Annotated in this window: 15 protein-coding genes and 1 tRNA gene; 13 read left to right on the top strand and 3 right to left on the bottom strand. The window is 58.7% G+C overall.

Annotated elements, in window-relative coordinates; genetic code table 11:
- Window positions 1–464: 464 nt before the first annotated feature.
- The 4 genes from D8M21_RS07070 to D8M21_RS07050 all read left to right on the top strand — a co-directional run bounded on the left by D8M21_RS07070 (window position 465) and on the right by D8M21_RS07050 (window position 3,730).
- Entirely contained in the window at window positions 465–1,346 is an 882-nt protein-coding gene (locus D8M21_RS07070; RefSeq protein ID WP_048679378.1) for a phage holin family protein, read from the top strand.
- A gap of 198 nt (window positions 1,347–1,544) precedes the next feature.
- Complete coding sequence (locus tag D8M21_RS07065; protein ID WP_048679375.1) at window positions 1,545–2,729, top strand: glycosyltransferase; 1,185 nt, start codon at window positions 1,545–1,547, stop codon at window positions 2,727–2,729.
- Window positions 2,730–2,854: 125 nt separating this feature from the next.
- Window positions 2,855–2,931, top strand: a tRNA-Ile gene (locus D8M21_RS07060).
- Window positions 2,932–3,367: 436 nt separating this feature from the next.
- Entirely contained in the window at window positions 3,368–3,730 is a 363-nt protein-coding gene (locus D8M21_RS07050) for an NIPSNAP family protein (protein WP_238651122.1), read from the top strand.
- 183 nt (window positions 3,731–3,913) lie between these two features.
- On the opposite strand, the gene D8M21_RS07045 is transcribed toward D8M21_RS07050, so the two are convergent.
- The 3 genes from D8M21_RS07045 to D8M21_RS11630 form a co-directional block, all read right to left on the bottom strand.
- Window positions 3,914–4,651 (bottom strand): hypothetical protein, encoded by a 738-nt coding sequence (locus D8M21_RS07045; RefSeq protein ID WP_048679252.1) that lies wholly within the window; start codon window positions 4,649–4,651, stop codon window positions 3,914–3,916.
- Between the two features lie 460 nt (window positions 4,652–5,111).
- On the bottom strand, window positions 5,112–5,330 hold the full coding sequence (locus D8M21_RS07040) for a hypothetical protein (protein WP_126855760.1): 219 nt from the start codon (window positions 5,328–5,330) through the stop codon (window positions 5,112–5,114).
- A gap of 138 nt (window positions 5,331–5,468) precedes the next feature.
- On the bottom strand, window positions 5,469–5,840 hold the full coding sequence (locus tag D8M21_RS11630; RefSeq protein WP_446720496.1) for a M23 family metallopeptidase: 372 nt from the start codon (window positions 5,838–5,840) through the stop codon (window positions 5,469–5,471).
- Window positions 5,841–6,374: 534 nt separating this feature from the next.
- On the opposite strand from D8M21_RS11630, the gene rpsB reads away from it, so the two are divergent.
- From rpsB to D8M21_RS06990, 9 genes are all read left to right on the top strand, one after another.
- Window positions 6,375–7,217, top strand: a complete 843-nt coding sequence (gene rpsB, locus D8M21_RS07030; RefSeq protein WP_048679244.1) for a 30S ribosomal protein S2 — start codon at window positions 6,375–6,377, stop codon at window positions 7,215–7,217.
- Window positions 7,218–7,327: 110 nt separating this feature from the next.
- Window positions 7,328–8,158 (top strand): translation elongation factor Ts, encoded by an 831-nt coding sequence (gene tsf, locus D8M21_RS07025; RefSeq protein ID WP_048679241.1) that lies wholly within the window; start codon window positions 7,328–7,330, stop codon window positions 8,156–8,158.
- Window positions 8,159–8,273: 115 nt separating this feature from the next.
- Window positions 8,274–9,008: a UMP kinase gene (gene pyrH, locus D8M21_RS07020; protein ID WP_048679239.1), complete on the top strand. Its 735-nt coding sequence runs from the start codon at window positions 8,274–8,276 to the stop codon at window positions 9,006–9,008.
- 160 nt (window positions 9,009–9,168) lie between these two features.
- Window positions 9,169–9,726, top strand: a complete 558-nt coding sequence (frr, locus tag D8M21_RS07015) for a ribosome recycling factor (protein WP_048679237.1) — start codon at window positions 9,169–9,171, stop codon at window positions 9,724–9,726.
- On the top strand, window positions 9,726–10,577 hold the full coding sequence (locus D8M21_RS07010) for a phosphatidate cytidylyltransferase (RefSeq protein WP_048679236.1): 852 nt from the start codon (window positions 9,726–9,728) through the stop codon (window positions 10,575–10,577). Before frr ends, D8M21_RS07010 begins: the two co-directional genes overlap by 1 nt.
- 26 nt (window positions 10,578–10,603) lie before the next feature.
- Window positions 10,604–11,230: a DivIVA domain-containing protein gene (locus D8M21_RS07005; RefSeq protein ID WP_048679234.1), complete on the top strand. Its 627-nt coding sequence runs from the start codon at window positions 10,604–10,606 to the stop codon at window positions 11,228–11,230.
- Window positions 11,231–11,325: 95 nt separating this feature from the next.
- Window positions 11,326–13,173 carry an ABC transporter ATP-binding protein gene (locus tag D8M21_RS07000; RefSeq protein WP_048679231.1) on the top strand — a complete coding sequence of 616 codons (1,848 nt, stop codon included), beginning with the start codon at window positions 11,326–11,328 and terminating at the stop codon, window positions 13,171–13,173.
- A gap of 111 nt (window positions 13,174–13,284) precedes the next feature.
- On the top strand, window positions 13,285–14,631 hold the full coding sequence (locus D8M21_RS06995; protein WP_048679228.1) for a M50 family metallopeptidase: 1,347 nt from the start codon (window positions 13,285–13,287) through the stop codon (window positions 14,629–14,631).
- A gap of 16 nt (window positions 14,632–14,647) precedes the next feature.
- Entirely contained in the window at window positions 14,648–15,574 is a 927-nt protein-coding gene (locus D8M21_RS06990; protein WP_126855758.1) for a GNAT family N-acetyltransferase, read from the top strand.
- The last annotated feature ends 46 nt before the right edge of the window (window positions 15,575–15,620 follow it).

The raw sequence follows: 15,620 nt of genomic DNA, 5'->3' as shown, positions 1-15,620 counted from the left end.
TTTTGGCGGGGCGACGAATCAACTTGGGGGACCGATTCGTCGCGCGGCCGTCGGGCCCTACCGACGTAGCTCAGAGTACTCGTCTCAGTCCTTGGGATTCAACACCAAAAGCGAAACATTGATGAGATGTCGGTTATATCAATGTGTGGTGAATTTTGATGCGCCGAAACATAACCTTCTAGAGGTTCGTTCATGACCTCTCCGACCGTTCCCACTTTTTGGTCTAACGCCCCCAGGTCGGGACTTAGGAACCTGCGTCTGGGGGTGCTCCAAAGGGGGGGGGATTTCGAAGTCCGCGGGAACAGCTAGCGTCGATCGAGGTCGAAGACCGTGAACGGCTGATCTTGGCGAAGGATCCCGCCCGCATGAATATTTGGTACGTCTCGCGCAGTGCAGCACCGACAAAGTCACAGTCAGTGATAGGTTTAGCTGTGAAATCCATCGGCATTCACTAGGGAGGCTTGATGTCTCACTCCATCAATCACGGAGAGACCACCACGAAACATAAGCCCCGTTCCTACCGGGGTGGCTTGAGCTCCCTGAAGGCCGGGGTTAGCCAGGTTTTGGGGATCGGCAAGGTTGCGTCCCGGCTGGGACCGAAGCAGATCAAAGATGAGCTGCAGATCGCCAAGCTCGAAATGAAGGATAAGGGGATCAAGCTCGGCGTGGGGGCGGCATTCGTCGTCGTCGGCCTGGTTTTCCTCTTGTTCGCGGTCATCGCGCTGATCACTGCGGCCATTGCAGGCCTCGCAACGGTCATGCCGCTGTGGTTGTCGGCGTTGCTTTTCGCCGCGCTGTTCATCGTTCTCTTGGCGATTTTTGCTTTGATCGGTCTTTTGCGCATCAAGTCGCAGCTGCCGCTTAAGCCGGAATCCGCGATCTTCGGCTTCTTGTATGACCTTGGCGTTGCCAAGGAAGGCTCTTCCTACACTTCAAGCCGCGTGCGTCGCGAGATGAAGGAAAAGGAAGAAGCAAAGGCCGAAGAGAAGCGTCAGGCCAAGGAAGAGAAGAAGCGTCAGAAGCGTTCCAACGAGGTTCCGGAGACGCCGCAGCCTTCGCAGGACCAGCTCGAGCAGCGCACCAAGGCACGCCGCGATCACCTCAAGTCGTTGCGAGACGACTTTGGCCAGCAGTTCTCCTCGGTTCAGTCCTCGGCCACTGGCCTGGCTGAGAAGTCCTCGGAGGATGCCAAGTCAGCCCCTGACCGCGCCAAGGTCGCGGCATCCAACTTGGGCGCGAATGTTTCCGATCCCGACAATCTCAAGGCACGTTGGAAGCCGCTGACGGCCCTGGCGGTTTCCGTGGGCGCGTTCTTCGTGTTCCTCGGTCGCTTGTTCAAGAAGTAGGCCAAGCCGTTCCAACGGCACCGACGACGCCCGTCCTCCTCCCCGGAGGGCGGGCGTCGTCGTTATGTGGATCATGCCGACGATTCATGATGAACACCTCGTGTGCAGTGGTTGGGTTGCATGAGGTTCCGGCCGATAGACTATGGGGGATTAACTTCATCCCTGTTCCATACTGAGCCAACGGAATGACAGATATCCATGAACTCAAGACCCCTGAAAATCCTGATCGGCGCGGACACCTATCCGCCTGATATTAACGGAGCGGCCCAATTCGGTCACCGTCTCGCCGTCGGGATGAGGGACCGGGGCCATGAGGTTCACGTGATTGCAGGTCGTTCTTCGGACGGGCCGTCGTATGACATCGAGATCGATGGAATTCACGAACACCGCCTGCGTTCCCATAATCCGCCGACCCATCCGTACTACCGGTTGTGCTTCCCGTGGGAAATGCAACGTCGAGTGGGGAAGATCCTCGACGAGGTCCAGCCGGATGTGGTGCATATTCAATGCCACTACATTATTGGCCGTATGATTTCGTGGGCCTGCAAACGGCGGGGAATTCGGCTGGTTTCCACAAATCACTTTATGCCTGAAAACCTCAATCCATTCCTGCCGTTCCCGGATATTGCTCTCAAGGTGATTGCCTATTGTTCCTGGAAAGACATGGGACGAGTTTTGGGCCGGGCCGACTATGTCACGACGCCGACCCCCATTGGGGCTCAAGCCATGCACGACCACGGCTTTGGGGCGCCGGTCATTCCGGTCTCTAACGGTATTGATGCAGCCCGATACGAATTGGCTCCGGGTGAAGAGGTCAAGAAACGGGATCACCCTGTGGTCTTTTTCGCGGGACGTCTTGCGGTGGAGAAAAACATTGACGTCCTCATCAGGGCCGTCGCACTATTGCCCGCAGATTTGAAGGTTCACCTTGAGCTCGCCGGTACGGGCGAAATTGAGGATGAACTCAAACGAGTCGCGCGTGAAGCAGGGGTCGAAGACCGTGTCCACTTCTTGGGTTTTGTCTCGGACGCAGAGCTGAGGGAGGGCTACCTTCGGGCCGACGTCTTTTGCCAGCCGGGCACCGCCGAGCTTCAATCCCTGGTGAGCCTGGAGGCGATGTCTGCCTCTCGACCGGTCGTCCTGGCTAACGCCCTCGCGTTGCCGCACCTCGTTCGAGAAGGCGAGAACGGATATCTGTTCGAACCCGGTGACCCTCAGGACCTCAGCGAGAAATTGACGGCCGTCTTGACGGCGTCGGACGAAGAACGACGCCGCATGGGCGAGGTAAGCCACGAAATAGTTCAGAAGCATTCGGTTGAGAAAACGTGGGACGCATTCGAAGCGATGTACCGAGGCGAATATCGTGGACCGGAAGGACGGTAGTTCGCTGACCCAGGGGCTTCTCGCGCCTGCCTTCACGGCTCTGATGGTGTCAAGGTAGCAACAATCATGCGGTAAACTGGGGAGCCGTCCGTCCAACCTCGCGTTGGCCGGGCGAGTACCACTACGGGGGGTTAGCTCAGCTGGTCAGAGCAGAGGACTCATAATCCTTTGGTCGCGGGTTCAAGCCCCGCACCCCCTACCAAAAAGCCCGTCATATCAGGGGAGTAGCCTGATATGACGGGCTTCAAACATGTTAGACAGCCCGGAATCCAGCGCGAACCCATCACTTACGATTCGCCGCATTTCCTAGCACTTCCAGTGCCGACGATGGGTTCGGGGTGTCCTGCAAATTGGCCACATAGTGCCTCATGGTGACTTCCTGCGACGAATGACCCCACTGTGCAGAAGCGGCCTTCAAGCTATCCGTGTGAGCTAACAGTGTTCCCATCGTGGACCTGATGGTGCGATGATGCACCTATTCGAATTTTGAACCGGCTAACTGTTGGCGCGACTACTTCCAAAGATTATTCGGATCCCGCCAAGCGCCGGGAGTGGACGGAAACACAACCAGGCTCACTATTGCGACGCTCTAACGCCTTGGCAGCGAAACACAGTATGTAGGCGGGTGGAGGCGGGATATGCAGTCTGACGATCAACGGTGTTACCGTCAGGCCATGATTACCTGTGTCGTGCACTACACCATTGACCCGAATAAAATCCAGGATTTCGAGCGCTTTGCCAAAGAATGGATCAGGCTCGTCAACAAGCACGGAGGGAGACATCACGGCTACTTCCTCCCCTCCGAAGGCGCCAGCGACCGCGCCGAAGCACTATTCAGCTTCAACAGCCTAGCCGCCTATGAACAATATCGATCCAGATTCGACACTGATCCCGAATTCATAGAAGCAAACAAAATCCGTGATAATTCGCAATGCGTGATCCGATACGAGCGAACATTCATGAGGCCCCTACTTGCGCCTGACGAGGGCAGCAGTCAATGACCTAACGTGGAATCGAAATCTCAAGTCCGATACCGAGCTGAACAAAACATGCGCTCTCAACCAGGCGCGTCATGCACTCATAGGAGAGCTCACCATATGCCCCATGATTGTGAGCACGCCTCTGAGCGCTTCGAGGAAATCACCTATGCGCCAGCCATAATGAGGTGGCACGCTGAAATACTCTTACGGGCAGGTGCTGGCGGTGAAGCTCATGCCGGAAATAAAAACCTGCTGGCTAAGAGTGCCCTGCTTGCTCCAAAAATCTATAGTTACCGAGGTGACGGGCTGCGAGTAGCGAATATCGCTGCGAGTCGTGACGTCATCGGATTTGCGATCGCCCACGTTGGTCGCTGGACCGAGCGGGGAGGTTGTAGTGCCCGCTCCGCTGACGTTGGATCCGTTCGAAACCGTGGGAGACCCAGACAGTGCAACTTGGTCCAAATATCCGGCTTGGTCAAGATCGGCAATCGTGAAGGCCAAATTCTTGACCGGCCGGTCAAAGGTGATGGTGAGCGTTTGGCGAGCCGCGTAACCGATAGGGCCGCTCTGAATCAGTTCGAGACCGTTCGTGGCGAGGTCTCCGGCGCCGTTGTATCCCAGATCCAGCTGTTGGCCAGCGACTGTGAGGTTCTGTGCAGAGTTAAGAGTTTTGCCTCCCAAGGCGGTGGCCTTGAAGGTCACGGCAACGGTCGGCTTCACCGGGCCGGTGGGGGAGTTGACCGGTGTGACCGGGTTGAAAGCCCCAGTGGCCGATGAGTCGCTGGCTCGCGTCACGGTGTTCGAGTTGAGCGCAGGCGCGTAGGAAACCTCATCGCAGATAGAAACCGCGTGGGCCGGAACGGCTCCTGCGGCCAAAATCATGGGTGCAGACCAGGCCGCCCCTTGGGCCAGGCGTCGGCGAGTGATGTGCGAACTGGGCATGGTGGCTCCCCAAAGCTAGTTTTTAGGTTTTGTAGAACCAGACACTACTAGGTCCGATCGTGTTTGACATGGGGTGATTCTGGAGACTCCGACGGCGTGGCGGTCACAATATTGAGTTGACTCGCACATAAATTGGCGCACAAACACGGCATTGGACCGCTTTCCAGAGTTCACTGGGATTAATCTCCAGCCGCGAGATGTGGGCAAAATCATGAGTCCCAAGAGCCAGGTGGTAGCTGATGAAGCTCCGGAATTGAGCTGAGAGTCGGTGCCCTGAACCCCTAGGCTTCCTTACTTTTCGTTTCACCGTGTGCTTCCGGCGTGAATCGAGTGCGCGCGATGGGAAGGGTGTCGAAGCCTTTGGCACTCAGTTCGTGATCCCTTACGAGTGGCTCGTATCCAGATTGCTACGAGTCCTCGAAGGGTGGAATATTGCGGGGCTATTCTTTTTCGGCCGTATCTACGTTGCGCTACGGGTCCAGTCAGCCGTGCGTCTGATCTTCGGTGCCCACTCTTCGATGGTTTCACGTTTCCAACCGAACCATTCGGATCCTTTGGATCCGTGGAGTATGGCATCGGGCTGAGGCATGGTGCCAGCGTTGTGACGCTGTTGGATGGCGGCGGGGGTCATGCCGAGGGCAACGGCAACTTTATGCCGGCTGACGAAGTGTTGGGTCACGAGAGTCCGGTGTCCTTTCACGGCGTGGTCTCGGTGGGTTGTAGTCCTATAGCCAGACTATGGGATTGTTTCCTGGAAAGCGCCCGGCGATGGGTTTCGGTGTAATTGTGGTGTTGTTCGTGTCGCTATGTGCCGCCATTAATCTGGGTTATTTCCTGAGGGTCGAGCAGCCGGGAGTGGCCACAAGACGGAATGTTCTGTCGCGCCGACAAAAAGTAGGGGATTGACGTAGCCGTCGCTATCCCTAACGCCCCAATGGAGGCACGGTCCACACGGTTCATGGGGAATGGCTGGGTCTCGGCGAGCAATGACGTCGCCCGCACGAACTTTGCTCCCTTTGGGTGCAGGGTCAGCTACTGGTTCGAAGCTGATGCGGTGACCGGACTTCACCTCGAGGCTAATGACCGTCCGATTCACCACCCTGCCGGTAAACACAATGACGCCGTCGGCCGGGGCGTGGATTTCTTGACCGAACCGGGCCGCTAGATCGACGCCTCGGTGGCCCGACATCCATGGGTGTGTTGGTCGGTGGAAGGCGCGCAGAACGGCGGGGGCCGGGTCCAACGGCCACGACCACAATGCTGCCGACGCTGACGTGACAGACGACGAGGCCAGTGCCGTGAGCATGGCGATGAGGGATACAACGATGCATCGGAACATGGCTCCACGAAAACTCATAGACAGGACGCGAGTGCTTCCATCGAACGCTGAGGACCAGACATTGTGGATAAGTGTGATCTGAATCGGGGAATTAGTGGCCTGTTTGCGGCTATTCGTGCGGTATAGTGGCCGAAGCAGTGGCATAAGTGTGTCCACTGACTTCGCGTGATCGCCGCGTTTCTCCTCGGAAGCGGCGCTCGCCAACGGTCCGGTTGCCTCCAGGTGCCGGTGACGGCGGGTTCTCGTCCGTCGCGTTCTTGAATGCGACAGGCGTCGACGATCACCAGGAATGTTGTGGAAATGTCCTCAGCATGAAAACCGATAACTACGACGATGATGCGGGCCCCTAAGGTACCTGGGACGCGTCATCACAAAGGAGACGACATGCCCGTCGTAACAATGCGCCAGCTTCTCGATTCCGGTGTCCACTTCGGTCACCAGACCCGCCGCTGGAACCCGAAGATGAAGCGTTTCATTTTCACCGAGCGCAACGGCATCTACATCATTGACCTTCAGCAGTCGCTGGAATTCATTGACCGCGCGTTCGAGGCCGTCAAGGCAACCGTTGCTCACGGTGGAACCATCCTGTTTGTCGGCACCAAGAAGCAGGCTCAGGAAGCGATCGCCGAGCAGGCTACTCGCGTCAACATGCCGTACGTGAACCACCGTTGGTTGGGCGGTATGCTCACCAACTTCGCCACGGTTTCCAAGCGCATCGAGCGCATGAAGGAACTCGAGCAGGTCGACTTCGACGACGTCGCCGCCTCGCAGTACACCAAGAAGGAACTGCTCCTGCTGCGTCGCGAGTTTGAGAAGCTCGAGAAGACCCTCGGTGGTATCCGCAACTTGACCAAGACCCCCTCCCTTCTGTGGGTCGTCGATACCAAGAAGGAGCACCTCGCGGTCGACGAGGCCCAGAAGCTCGGTATCCCGGTTGTCGCCATCTTGGACACCAACTGCGATCCGGACGAAGTCGCCTTCCCGATCCCGGGTAACGACGACGCCATCCGTTCCGTGAACTTGCTGACCCGCGTCGTTGCCGACGCCGTCGCCGAGGGCCTCCTCGAGCGCAACAAGAAACAGTCCGGTAAGGAAGACGCGCCGGAGGAGCCCATGGCAGAGTGGGAGAAGGAACTCCTCGAGCAGCACGAGGCACAGAAGGCCGCCGAAGCTGAAAAGGGTTCCGAGACCGAATCCGCCGAGAAGACCGAAACCTCTTCCAACTAATTCACGCTGATCGGTTTGCCGCACGGTGAACCGCCCAGTTTCCGCGGGGCCGGGCCATTCCGGCCCGGCCCCGCGTCCACGTGTTCCAGACACTAATAAAAGGAGTTCACATGGCGAACTACACCGCAGCTGACATCAAGGCTCTTCGCGAGCGCACCGGTGCCGGAATGCTCGATGTCAAGAAGGCCCTGGACGAGGCCGAGGGAGATCAGCAGAAAGCCCTCGAAATCATTCGCGTGAAGGGCCTCAAGGGCGTGACCAAGCGCGAGGGACGCGCTACCGCGGAAGGTCTCGTTGCCGCTCGCGTCGAGAACGGCGTCGGCTTCTTGGTCGAGGTCAACTCGGAGACCGACTTCGTGGCCAAGTCCGCCCCGTTCATCGATTTCGGCAATTCGGTTCTCGATGCCGCCGTCGAGGCCAACGTTGAGACCCTCGAGGATCTCCTCAAGGCATCTTCCAACGGCAAGACCGTCGAGGAGCAGGTGACCGAGGCCGGCGCTTTGCTGGGCGAGAAGGTCGTCGTTCGTCGCGTGGCACGCCTCGAGGGCGAAAACGTCGCGATGTACCTGCACAAGACCTCCAAGGACCTCCCTGCTCAGGTTGGCGTTCTGCTCGCTGTTGACGGTGCTAACACCGACGAAGTTGCGCACGACGTCGCCGTGCACATCGCCGCAATGGCCCCGAAGTACCTGGATGAGTCCGGCATTCCGGAGGACCAGGTCGAGTCCGAGCGTCACATCGCTGAAGAGACCGCTCGTTCCGAGGGCAAGCCCGAGAAGATCATTCCTCAGATCGTTCAGGGCCGTTTGAAGGGCTTCTTCAAGGAAAACACCCTTCTCGACCAGGACTTCGCCAAGGATTCCAAGAAGTCCGTGGCGCAGGTTCTCGAGGAAGCTGGCGCTAAGGCAACCGGTTTCGTTCGTTTCCGCGTCGGCAACTAATCACTGTTGATGATGTGAAGGGGGCGTCCACCGCGTGTGGACGCTCCCTTTTTGCGTAAGCTAAACACCAGTAGCAAGCACACGAGAAATTGGGGCCCATAGCCCAGGAGGATCCATGTCCGTCAATTCCGCAACGTCCACGCAACCACAGCGCCGCAGGGTCCTATTGAAGCTCTCGGGAGAGGTCTTTGGTGGCGGCCGAGTCGGTATCGACACCGGCGTGGTGCGCAAGTTCGCGGAGCAGATTGCTTCGACCGTCGGCCAGGCGGAGACCTCCATCGTCGTCGGAGGAGGGAATTTTTTCCGCGGCGCCGAGCTCTCCTCCGCGGGGCTCGACCGTTCTCGAGCTGACTACATGGGCATGCTCGGCACCGTCATGAACTCCTTGGCCCTACAGGACATCCTGGAGCAGTCCGGCGTGGACACCCGCGTGCAGTCGGCGATCGAGATGGCCCAAGTGGCGGAAAACTACATTCCGCGCCGCGCGATCCGGCACATGGAAAAGGACCGAGTGGTCATTTTCGGTGCGGGTGCGGGGCTTCCGTATTTCTCGACCGATACCGTCGCAGCGCAACGTGCGCTGGAAATCGGTGCCGACGAGGTGCTGGTGGCCAAGAACGGCGTCGACGGCGTCTATACCGCCGACCCGAAGGTGGATCCCGACGCCGAGCGTCTGTACCACTTGACCTACGACGAGGCTTTGCGCCGCGACATCCGCGTCATGGACCAGACGGCCTTCAGCCTGTGCAAGGACAACAACGTCACCATGCGGGTCTTCGGCATGCAGGGCGAAGGCAACGTGGCGCGCGCGATTCTTGGCGAGGAAATCGGAACCCTGGTGACGACGTAAGATCCGGCATCGGTGATCAGAGTTCGCGACGTTCATTGACGCATCGCTAAACTGGAGTACGGAGAATTCGGCCGTCGCTGCCTTGTGCCACTGAGCAGAAGGCGCGGTGCCGCCACAGCGACTCGTCCGAGAGCGAGTCCCCACGAATGAGGAGACCGAAGTGATCGAAGATTCCCTGTCAGAAGCCAAAACGAAGATGGGCAAGGCGGTAGATTCCGCCAAGGAGGATTTCGCGTCGGTGCGAACCGGTCGGGCCAACCCCTCGTTGTTCTCGGGCATTCTCGTGGACTACTACGGTGCTCCGACTCCGCTCCAGCAGCTTGCGTCGTTCCAGAACCCTGAGGCCCGCACGCTGCTCATCACCCCTTACGACAAGTCGGCCCTCGGCGATATCGAGAAGGCCCTCCGTAATTCTGACCTCGGTGCCAACCCGGCCAACGACGGCAACGTGATCCGCGTGGTCATGCCGGAACTGACCGAAGAACGACGCAAAGAATACGTCCGCATGGTCTCGGGCAAAGCGGAAGACGCTCGCGTGTCCGTGCGCAACATTCGCCGCACCGCCAAGTCCGCCATCGAGAAAGCCGTCAAGGACGGCGACGCCGGTGAAGATGAGGGTAGCCGTGCGGAAAAGGAACTCGAAGAGCAGACCAAAAAGCACATCGACCAGATCGATGAATTGCTGAAGCGCAAGGAAGCTGAGCTCCTGGCGGTCTGATGACTTCATCCAGCGCGCCGTCGACCGAACCCGAGAAGAAGAAATCTCGGGCCGGACGTGATCTTCCGGCGGCCATCGGAGTCGGCGTGACTCTGGTGGCCCTCGTCATCATCGGGTTGTTCTTTATCCCGTTGGTGATCGTCGCGTTCGCAGCTGTAGCAGCGGCCGTCGGCACGTGGGAGGTCGGTCAATCCCTCAACCATAAGCGGGGGATGCGCGTTCCACTGATTCCGGCGGTGATCACGGGTGGACTGCTCCCCTTCGCCGCCTATTTTGGTGGGGGAGAGGCGCTCATCCTCTCTGTGCTGGGCTCGGTCAGTCTCGTCACGCTGTGGCGAGCCTTCGGGCGCAAAGATGGCATGTTGTTTTCCATCATGGGCGGCATCTTCGTGATGAGCTGGGTGCCGTTCATGTTGGCCCTCGCGGTACTCATCTTTCGCGACGTGGACGGACCAGCCAAGGTCTTCACCATCGTTTTGATGGCCATCGGCAACGACACCTGGGGATACATCGCGGGCGTCTTGTTCGGAAAACACCCCATGGCCCCACGTATCAGTCCCAAAAAGACCTGGGAGGGCTTCGCCGGCTCCATGATCGGTTCCATGATCGTGGGGACGCTATGTGCGCTGTTCCTCCTTCACCAGCCGTGGTGGCACGGCATCGTGATCGCGGTACTCCTCGTCATCGTCTCCACGGTCGGCGACCTTGCCGAATCGATGGTGAAACGCGAAATCGGTATTAAAGACATGAGCAATCTGCTTCCTGGACACGGCGGTGTCATGGACCGACTCGACTCCATCGTTTTTGCCGCGGCCATCGGATATGTGATCTTTGCCGTTCTGCTCGTCTGAGCCGACCACAGGAATTTGGAGAAAGCATGAATGGATCAAGGGCCGCTACCGCAGCGGACTCCAACGGCAATATTTCAGCTCGTCGGGACCCCGGCACGGTACGTCGAGTCGGTCACCGAGAGACTGGCTACTCTGCCTCGGCAGTCGACGCCGCGATCGAGCGTTTCGACGACGCTCTCGCCCGATGGGCCGAAGATCCCGCCGTCGAAACCATGGGTGCCGCTGAGGTTCGTCAGGTCACCTTCGAGCGGGAACGAGGCGGCTACGACCCACACGACGTCGACGACCTCTTGGACGCCTATGAGGACCGATTCGCGGAGGCCGAAAAGGTGGCGTACTGTCGTCGCGAAGGTGATCAAGCCTGGCACGAGCATTCCGCCGCTTTGGCCGACCTCGTCATGGGGCGTCTTACCCGAGAGCGCGGAAACCGCTTCCGACGTCCCGCTCACCGGCGCGTCGAAGGATATTTCGTGGGTGATGTCGACGATCTTTGTGACCGCCTCGAAGAATATTTCCGCACGGAGAGCCACGTGGAACCGTCCGTGATTCGGCGGTCTTCATTCCGAACCGCGACCCGGAAACACGCCTATGATGAAGTCCAGGTCGATGCCTTTCTTGACACCGCCATCCAGCTGATTCAGGCGTTGCGTTAACCGCGCGACGACGGATTGCGGCCGGACCACCACACCGGAAATCGCCGCCGTCGTCATCCTTTCGGGGGCGCGGGACATCCTGAAAGGAGAACGCCATGAAAAGCATTTTTCGCATCATGCGGGCCACGAGCTCTCTGTGGCCGTACTACGTCATCATTTTGGCCTGTTCTGTACTGACGGCCGTTGCCTCTTTGGCCACGCCTTTCGTCCTTAAATTCGCGACGGACGCCGTGGTCGCTGCGCTCAACGGCGATGGCGGCTCGACGGTCCGGATCATCTTCACCTTCGCTGGACTTTATCTTGTGGTGCAGCTGCTGATGACCGTCGTGTCGAATTACGGCGGATATCAAGGCGACATCATGGGGCAGAAAATGCGCTCGCTCTTGTCCACGCGCTATTTTCATAAGCTCCTGAGCCTCCCGCAAAGCTACTTCGACGGTCAGCTCACAGGCACCGTGGTGTCACGGCTGAATCGTTCGATCGCCGAGGTCACCTTTTTCATCAAGTCGATGTCGAATAACTTCTTTTCGATGATCGTCAGCACCGTGGCCGTGCTCGTGGTCATGTTCATCTACTACTGGCCGCTGGCCGTGCTTCTGCTCATCATCTATCCCACGTACCTGTGGCTCACGGGACTGACCAGCAAAAAGTGGCAAGGCTGGGAGAAGGACAAGAACGAGCATGTCGATCTGGCTGGCGGTCGTTTCAATGAGGTCATCTCGCAGCTGCGGGTCGTGAAATCATTCGGAACCCAAGCGCGTGAACTCGCCGGATTTGCCGAGCACTTCACATCGACGGTGTCGTTGACTCGTTCGCAGTCGAGGCACTGGCACACCATGGATGTGTACCGGCGTTCCATCCTCAACATCGTCTTCTTCGCGATGTACCTCCTCATTTTCTGGAAGACCTTGACGGGTGAATTCTCGCTCGGCGACATGGTGCTCATGATTCAGCTCATGGCCATGGCGTCTCAACCGGTCTCGATGTTGTCGTGGATCATCGATTCGGCGCAGCGGGCCATCGCTGGTTCCCGCGAATACTTTGAGGTCATGGGATTGCCCGACGACCCACGGGCGGCCTCGGTCATTCCCCCGACGGTCACGTCAACCATTCAGAAGGTGCAGTCCTCAGAGGAAGGACCACGCAAGCCAAGTAACCACGAGTTGCCGGACCCCGTGATCGAATTCCACGACGTCGATTTCGCTTACGGCGGCGAAGACCCCGTGCTTCGCGACATCAATCTCAGCGTTCGGCGCGGGGAAAAGATTGCGTTTGTGGGGGAGTCCGGCGGCGGAAAATCGACGTTGATGTCCCTCCTGCAAGGCCTGTACACGCCGTCCAACGGCTCTGTGCAGGTCGCCGGTTTCGACACCTCGACGTCGACCTTGGGACAACTTCGCTCCACGATGGGCATGGTCTTCCAAGACGCGTCGCTGTTCTCCGGAACGATCGCGGAAAATATTGCCTACGCCAAGCCGGATGCAACGCGCGACGAGATCGTTGACGCCGCACGCCAGGCCAACGCGGATGTGTTCATTCGTCGATTCACGGACGGGTACGACTCCCTCATTGGGGAGCGTGGCCTCAAACTTTCGGGTGGCCAGAAGCAACGGATTGCCGTCGCGCGGGCCATCCTCAAGGATGCGCCGATCTTGATTCTCGACGAGGCCACGAGCGCCTTGGACACCAAATCGGAACGGATCGTTCAGGATGCCCTGGACCGACTGATGGAAGGGCGAACGAGTCTCATCATTGCCCACAGGCTCTCCACCATTTCTGCGGTGGACCGGATCGTCACGTTGGAGAATGGTCGGATCATCGAGATGGGAACCCCGGGTGAGCTCGCTCAGTCCGGTGGGATCTATTCCGAATTATTGCGGCTGCAAATGTCGGCGAGTTCCGCGGACCGTAAGCGTCTTCGGGAATTCGGGATCGTCGGCTAGGGATGCTTTCAGGAATCGTCCACGTCTCTTGCGGCAAGGCCACGTAGAATCGACCGGGGCGAAAAGCCCAAGGGAACGAAGAACGGGAATTCACTGGTGGATTTTTCGCACATGCTGGGCGGGTCGTGGCTCATGTTCGTGATCGGCGTCGTCGTCATGGCCCTCGGTATCGCCGTGTCGATTGCGCTACACGAGGTCGGGCACCTGCTCCCGGCCAAGTTCTTCAACGTGCGAGTTACGCAATACATGATCGGCTTTGGCAAGACGCTGTTTTCCCGGAGACGCGGTGAAACCGAATATGGCGTCAAAGCGATCCCGCTGGGTGGCTACATTTCCATGATTGGCATGTATCCGCCGGATCGAAACGGCGAAAAAATCACGGCCGATTCAACGGGCCTTCTTCAGCAAATGGCCACGGAGACGCGGAGCATGGAAGCCGAAAGGCTTCAACCCGGCGACGAAAACCGCCAGTTTTACCAGCTACCGATTCATAAGCGCATCATCATCATGCTCGGTGGCCCCTTGATGAACCTGCTGATTGGCGTCGTTTGCTTGTCGGTGGTGGTCATGGCCTTCGGTACGAGCCAGCCGACGACGAACGTGAGTTCCGTGAGTCAATGCGTCCATACGGTCGACGTTGGCGACACGAACCGATCCTCCACCTGCACCTCAAAGGACCCGGCGTCACCTGCCGGAAAAGCAGGTGTGAAACCTGGCGACAAAGTCGTGAAGTTCGCTGGGGAAGACATCACGTCCTGGGACCAGTTGAGTCGGCTCATCTCGGAGCACGGCGGCCAGACCGTACCCATGACCATTGACCGAGACGGTTCCACGATTCAGACCAGTATTACCCCGATCATCACGCCCCGTCCGGTCACGGATGCTTCGGGAGCCCCGGTCAAGGACGCCAACGGCAAATACAAAACCCACGACGTCGGATTCGTCGGCATTGGTCCGCGGCAAGAACTGACGCCGGGGAGCATCTCGGACGTGCCCCCCGTGCTGGGGCAGACCCTGACTCAAATCGGGGGAGTGATCATCAAACTTCCGGTTCGACTGTGGGATGTGGGGACGGCCCTGTTTACCGACAAGGAACGGCCGGCGGACTCGCCGATGTCGGTGGTTGGCGTGGGACGAGTGGCCGGTGAAGTCGCGTCGACTGAAAACATCACGACCGACGCCAAAGTGGCATACCTCGTATCCGTTCTCGGAACCTTGAACATCAGCCTGTTCGTCTTCAATTTGATCCCATTGCTACCGCTCGACGGCGGACACGTGGCCGGGGCATTGTGGGAAGGGATCCGACGCCGTTGGGCTCGATTCCGCAAGAAGCCGGACCCGGGCCACTTCGACCCCATCCGTTTGATGCCGCTAACCTACGTCGTCGCCATCGCCTTCATCGGTATGTCCGTGCTTCTCATCGCGGCCGATATCTTCGACCCCGTCAAGATTTTCTGATTGTGGATGACGTGACGTGGTGAAATTCTGGACACAGCATGCGGACCGTGTAACGGGTCCGACGGTGCGCCCGCTGACCGTGGAAGATTCCGATGCCTTGCTGACGATGATTCACGATCGGCCCATCGCCAACCTCTTTCCCCTGGAACACTACGAGCGGATCGGACTGCCTCGTCCGAGTTTTCTGACGAAAATGCACTCAGCCTCGCCGTTTTTGGGAGTCTTCGAGCCGACGGGTCAAGACCAGATCCCCACGCTCCGGGGATGCGTATGGTTTGGCGTCAACATCGTTCCACTCCATCTGGAAACAAAGCACTTTTCTCGAGTTGCCAACTACATTTTGCGGAGTCGAAAAAATACCGCGTCTCTTTTTGGGCCGGCCGAATATGTGATGCCGTTGTGGGAGTGGCTCCGTGGTGGATTCCCCACACCCTTCGATGAGCGACCGAACCAGCCTCTCATGGTGCTGGGCCCGAACAGTCGACGGGCATCGGTGGAGGAATCCGCCGTCGAACTTCCCGAGGTGCGGTGGGCCCTCGAATCCGACCTTGAAGCACTTCTACCGGCCAGCGTGGCCATGTTTACCGAAGAAGTGGGATATTCGCCGTTGGGCCGTGATCCTGAAGGCTACACGCAGAGGGTCCGCGATACGGTCCGGGCCGGCCGCAGCGTTCTGGCCCGGGACGAGACCGGTCGAGTGGTATTCAAAGCTGACCTAGGCCTGGCAGCTGACGGCATGTGCCAGTTGCAAGGCGTGTGGTTGGCTCCTGACCTCCGCGGACAGGGCTTCTCGGAGCCGTTCCTCATTCGAGCCTGTGAATTGATCCGCCCGAGGTTCCCGACCATCAGCCTGTACGTCAACGACTACAACGCTCCCGCGCGGGCGTTGTACAAGGCCGTGGGCTTCGAAGAAGTCGGGTCATTCGCGACGATTCTGCTGTGATGAGCGACCAGTATGTACTGGTGGGTCGCCTCCTTTAGACTTGGGC

It is taken from the genome of Kocuria sp. HSID16901 (assembly GCF_003989425.1).
GTDB classification, from domain to species: Bacteria; Actinomycetota; Actinomycetes; order Actinomycetales; family Micrococcaceae; genus Rothia; species Rothia massiliensis.
Note: the sequence above shows the minus strand (reverse complement) of the source record. Positions and strands in the feature narration are given on the sequence as shown.

Coding starts and splice junctions, on each gene's coding strand:
- D8M21_RS07050 (WP_238651122.1), top strand. CDS start 3,368: ATGCAGTCTGACGATCAACGGTGTTACCGTCAGGCCATGATTACCTGT.
- D8M21_RS07045 (WP_048679252.1), bottom strand. CDS start 4,651: ATGCCCAGTTCGCACATCACTCGCCGACGCCTGGCCCAAGGGGCGGCC.
- tsf (WP_048679241.1), top strand. CDS start 7,328: ATGGCGAACTACACCGCAGCTGACATCAAGGCTCTTCGCGAGCGCACC.
- D8M21_RS07010 (WP_048679236.1), top strand. CDS start 9,726: ATGACTTCATCCAGCGCGCCGTCGACCGAACCCGAGAAGAAGAAATCT.
- D8M21_RS11630 (WP_446720496.1), bottom strand. CDS start 5,840: ATGTCGGGCCACCGAGGCGTCGATCTAGCGGCCCGGTTCGGTCAAGAA.
- rpsB (WP_048679244.1), top strand. CDS start 6,375: ATGCCCGTCGTAACAATGCGCCAGCTTCTCGATTCCGGTGTCCACTTC.
- pyrH (WP_048679239.1), top strand. CDS start 8,274: ATGTCCGTCAATTCCGCAACGTCCACGCAACCACAGCGCCGCAGGGTC.
- D8M21_RS07000 (WP_048679231.1), top strand. CDS start 11,326: ATGAAAAGCATTTTTCGCATCATGCGGGCCACGAGCTCTCTGTGGCCG.
- D8M21_RS06995 (WP_048679228.1), top strand. CDS start 13,285: ATGCTGGGCGGGTCGTGGCTCATGTTCGTGATCGGCGTCGTCGTCATG.
- D8M21_RS07065 (WP_048679375.1), top strand. CDS start 1,545: ATGAACTCAAGACCCCTGAAAATCCTGATCGGCGCGGACACCTATCCG.
- D8M21_RS07070 (WP_048679378.1), top strand. CDS start 465: ATGTCTCACTCCATCAATCACGGAGAGACCACCACGAAACATAAGCCC.
- D8M21_RS07005 (WP_048679234.1), top strand. CDS start 10,604: ATGAATGGATCAAGGGCCGCTACCGCAGCGGACTCCAACGGCAATATT.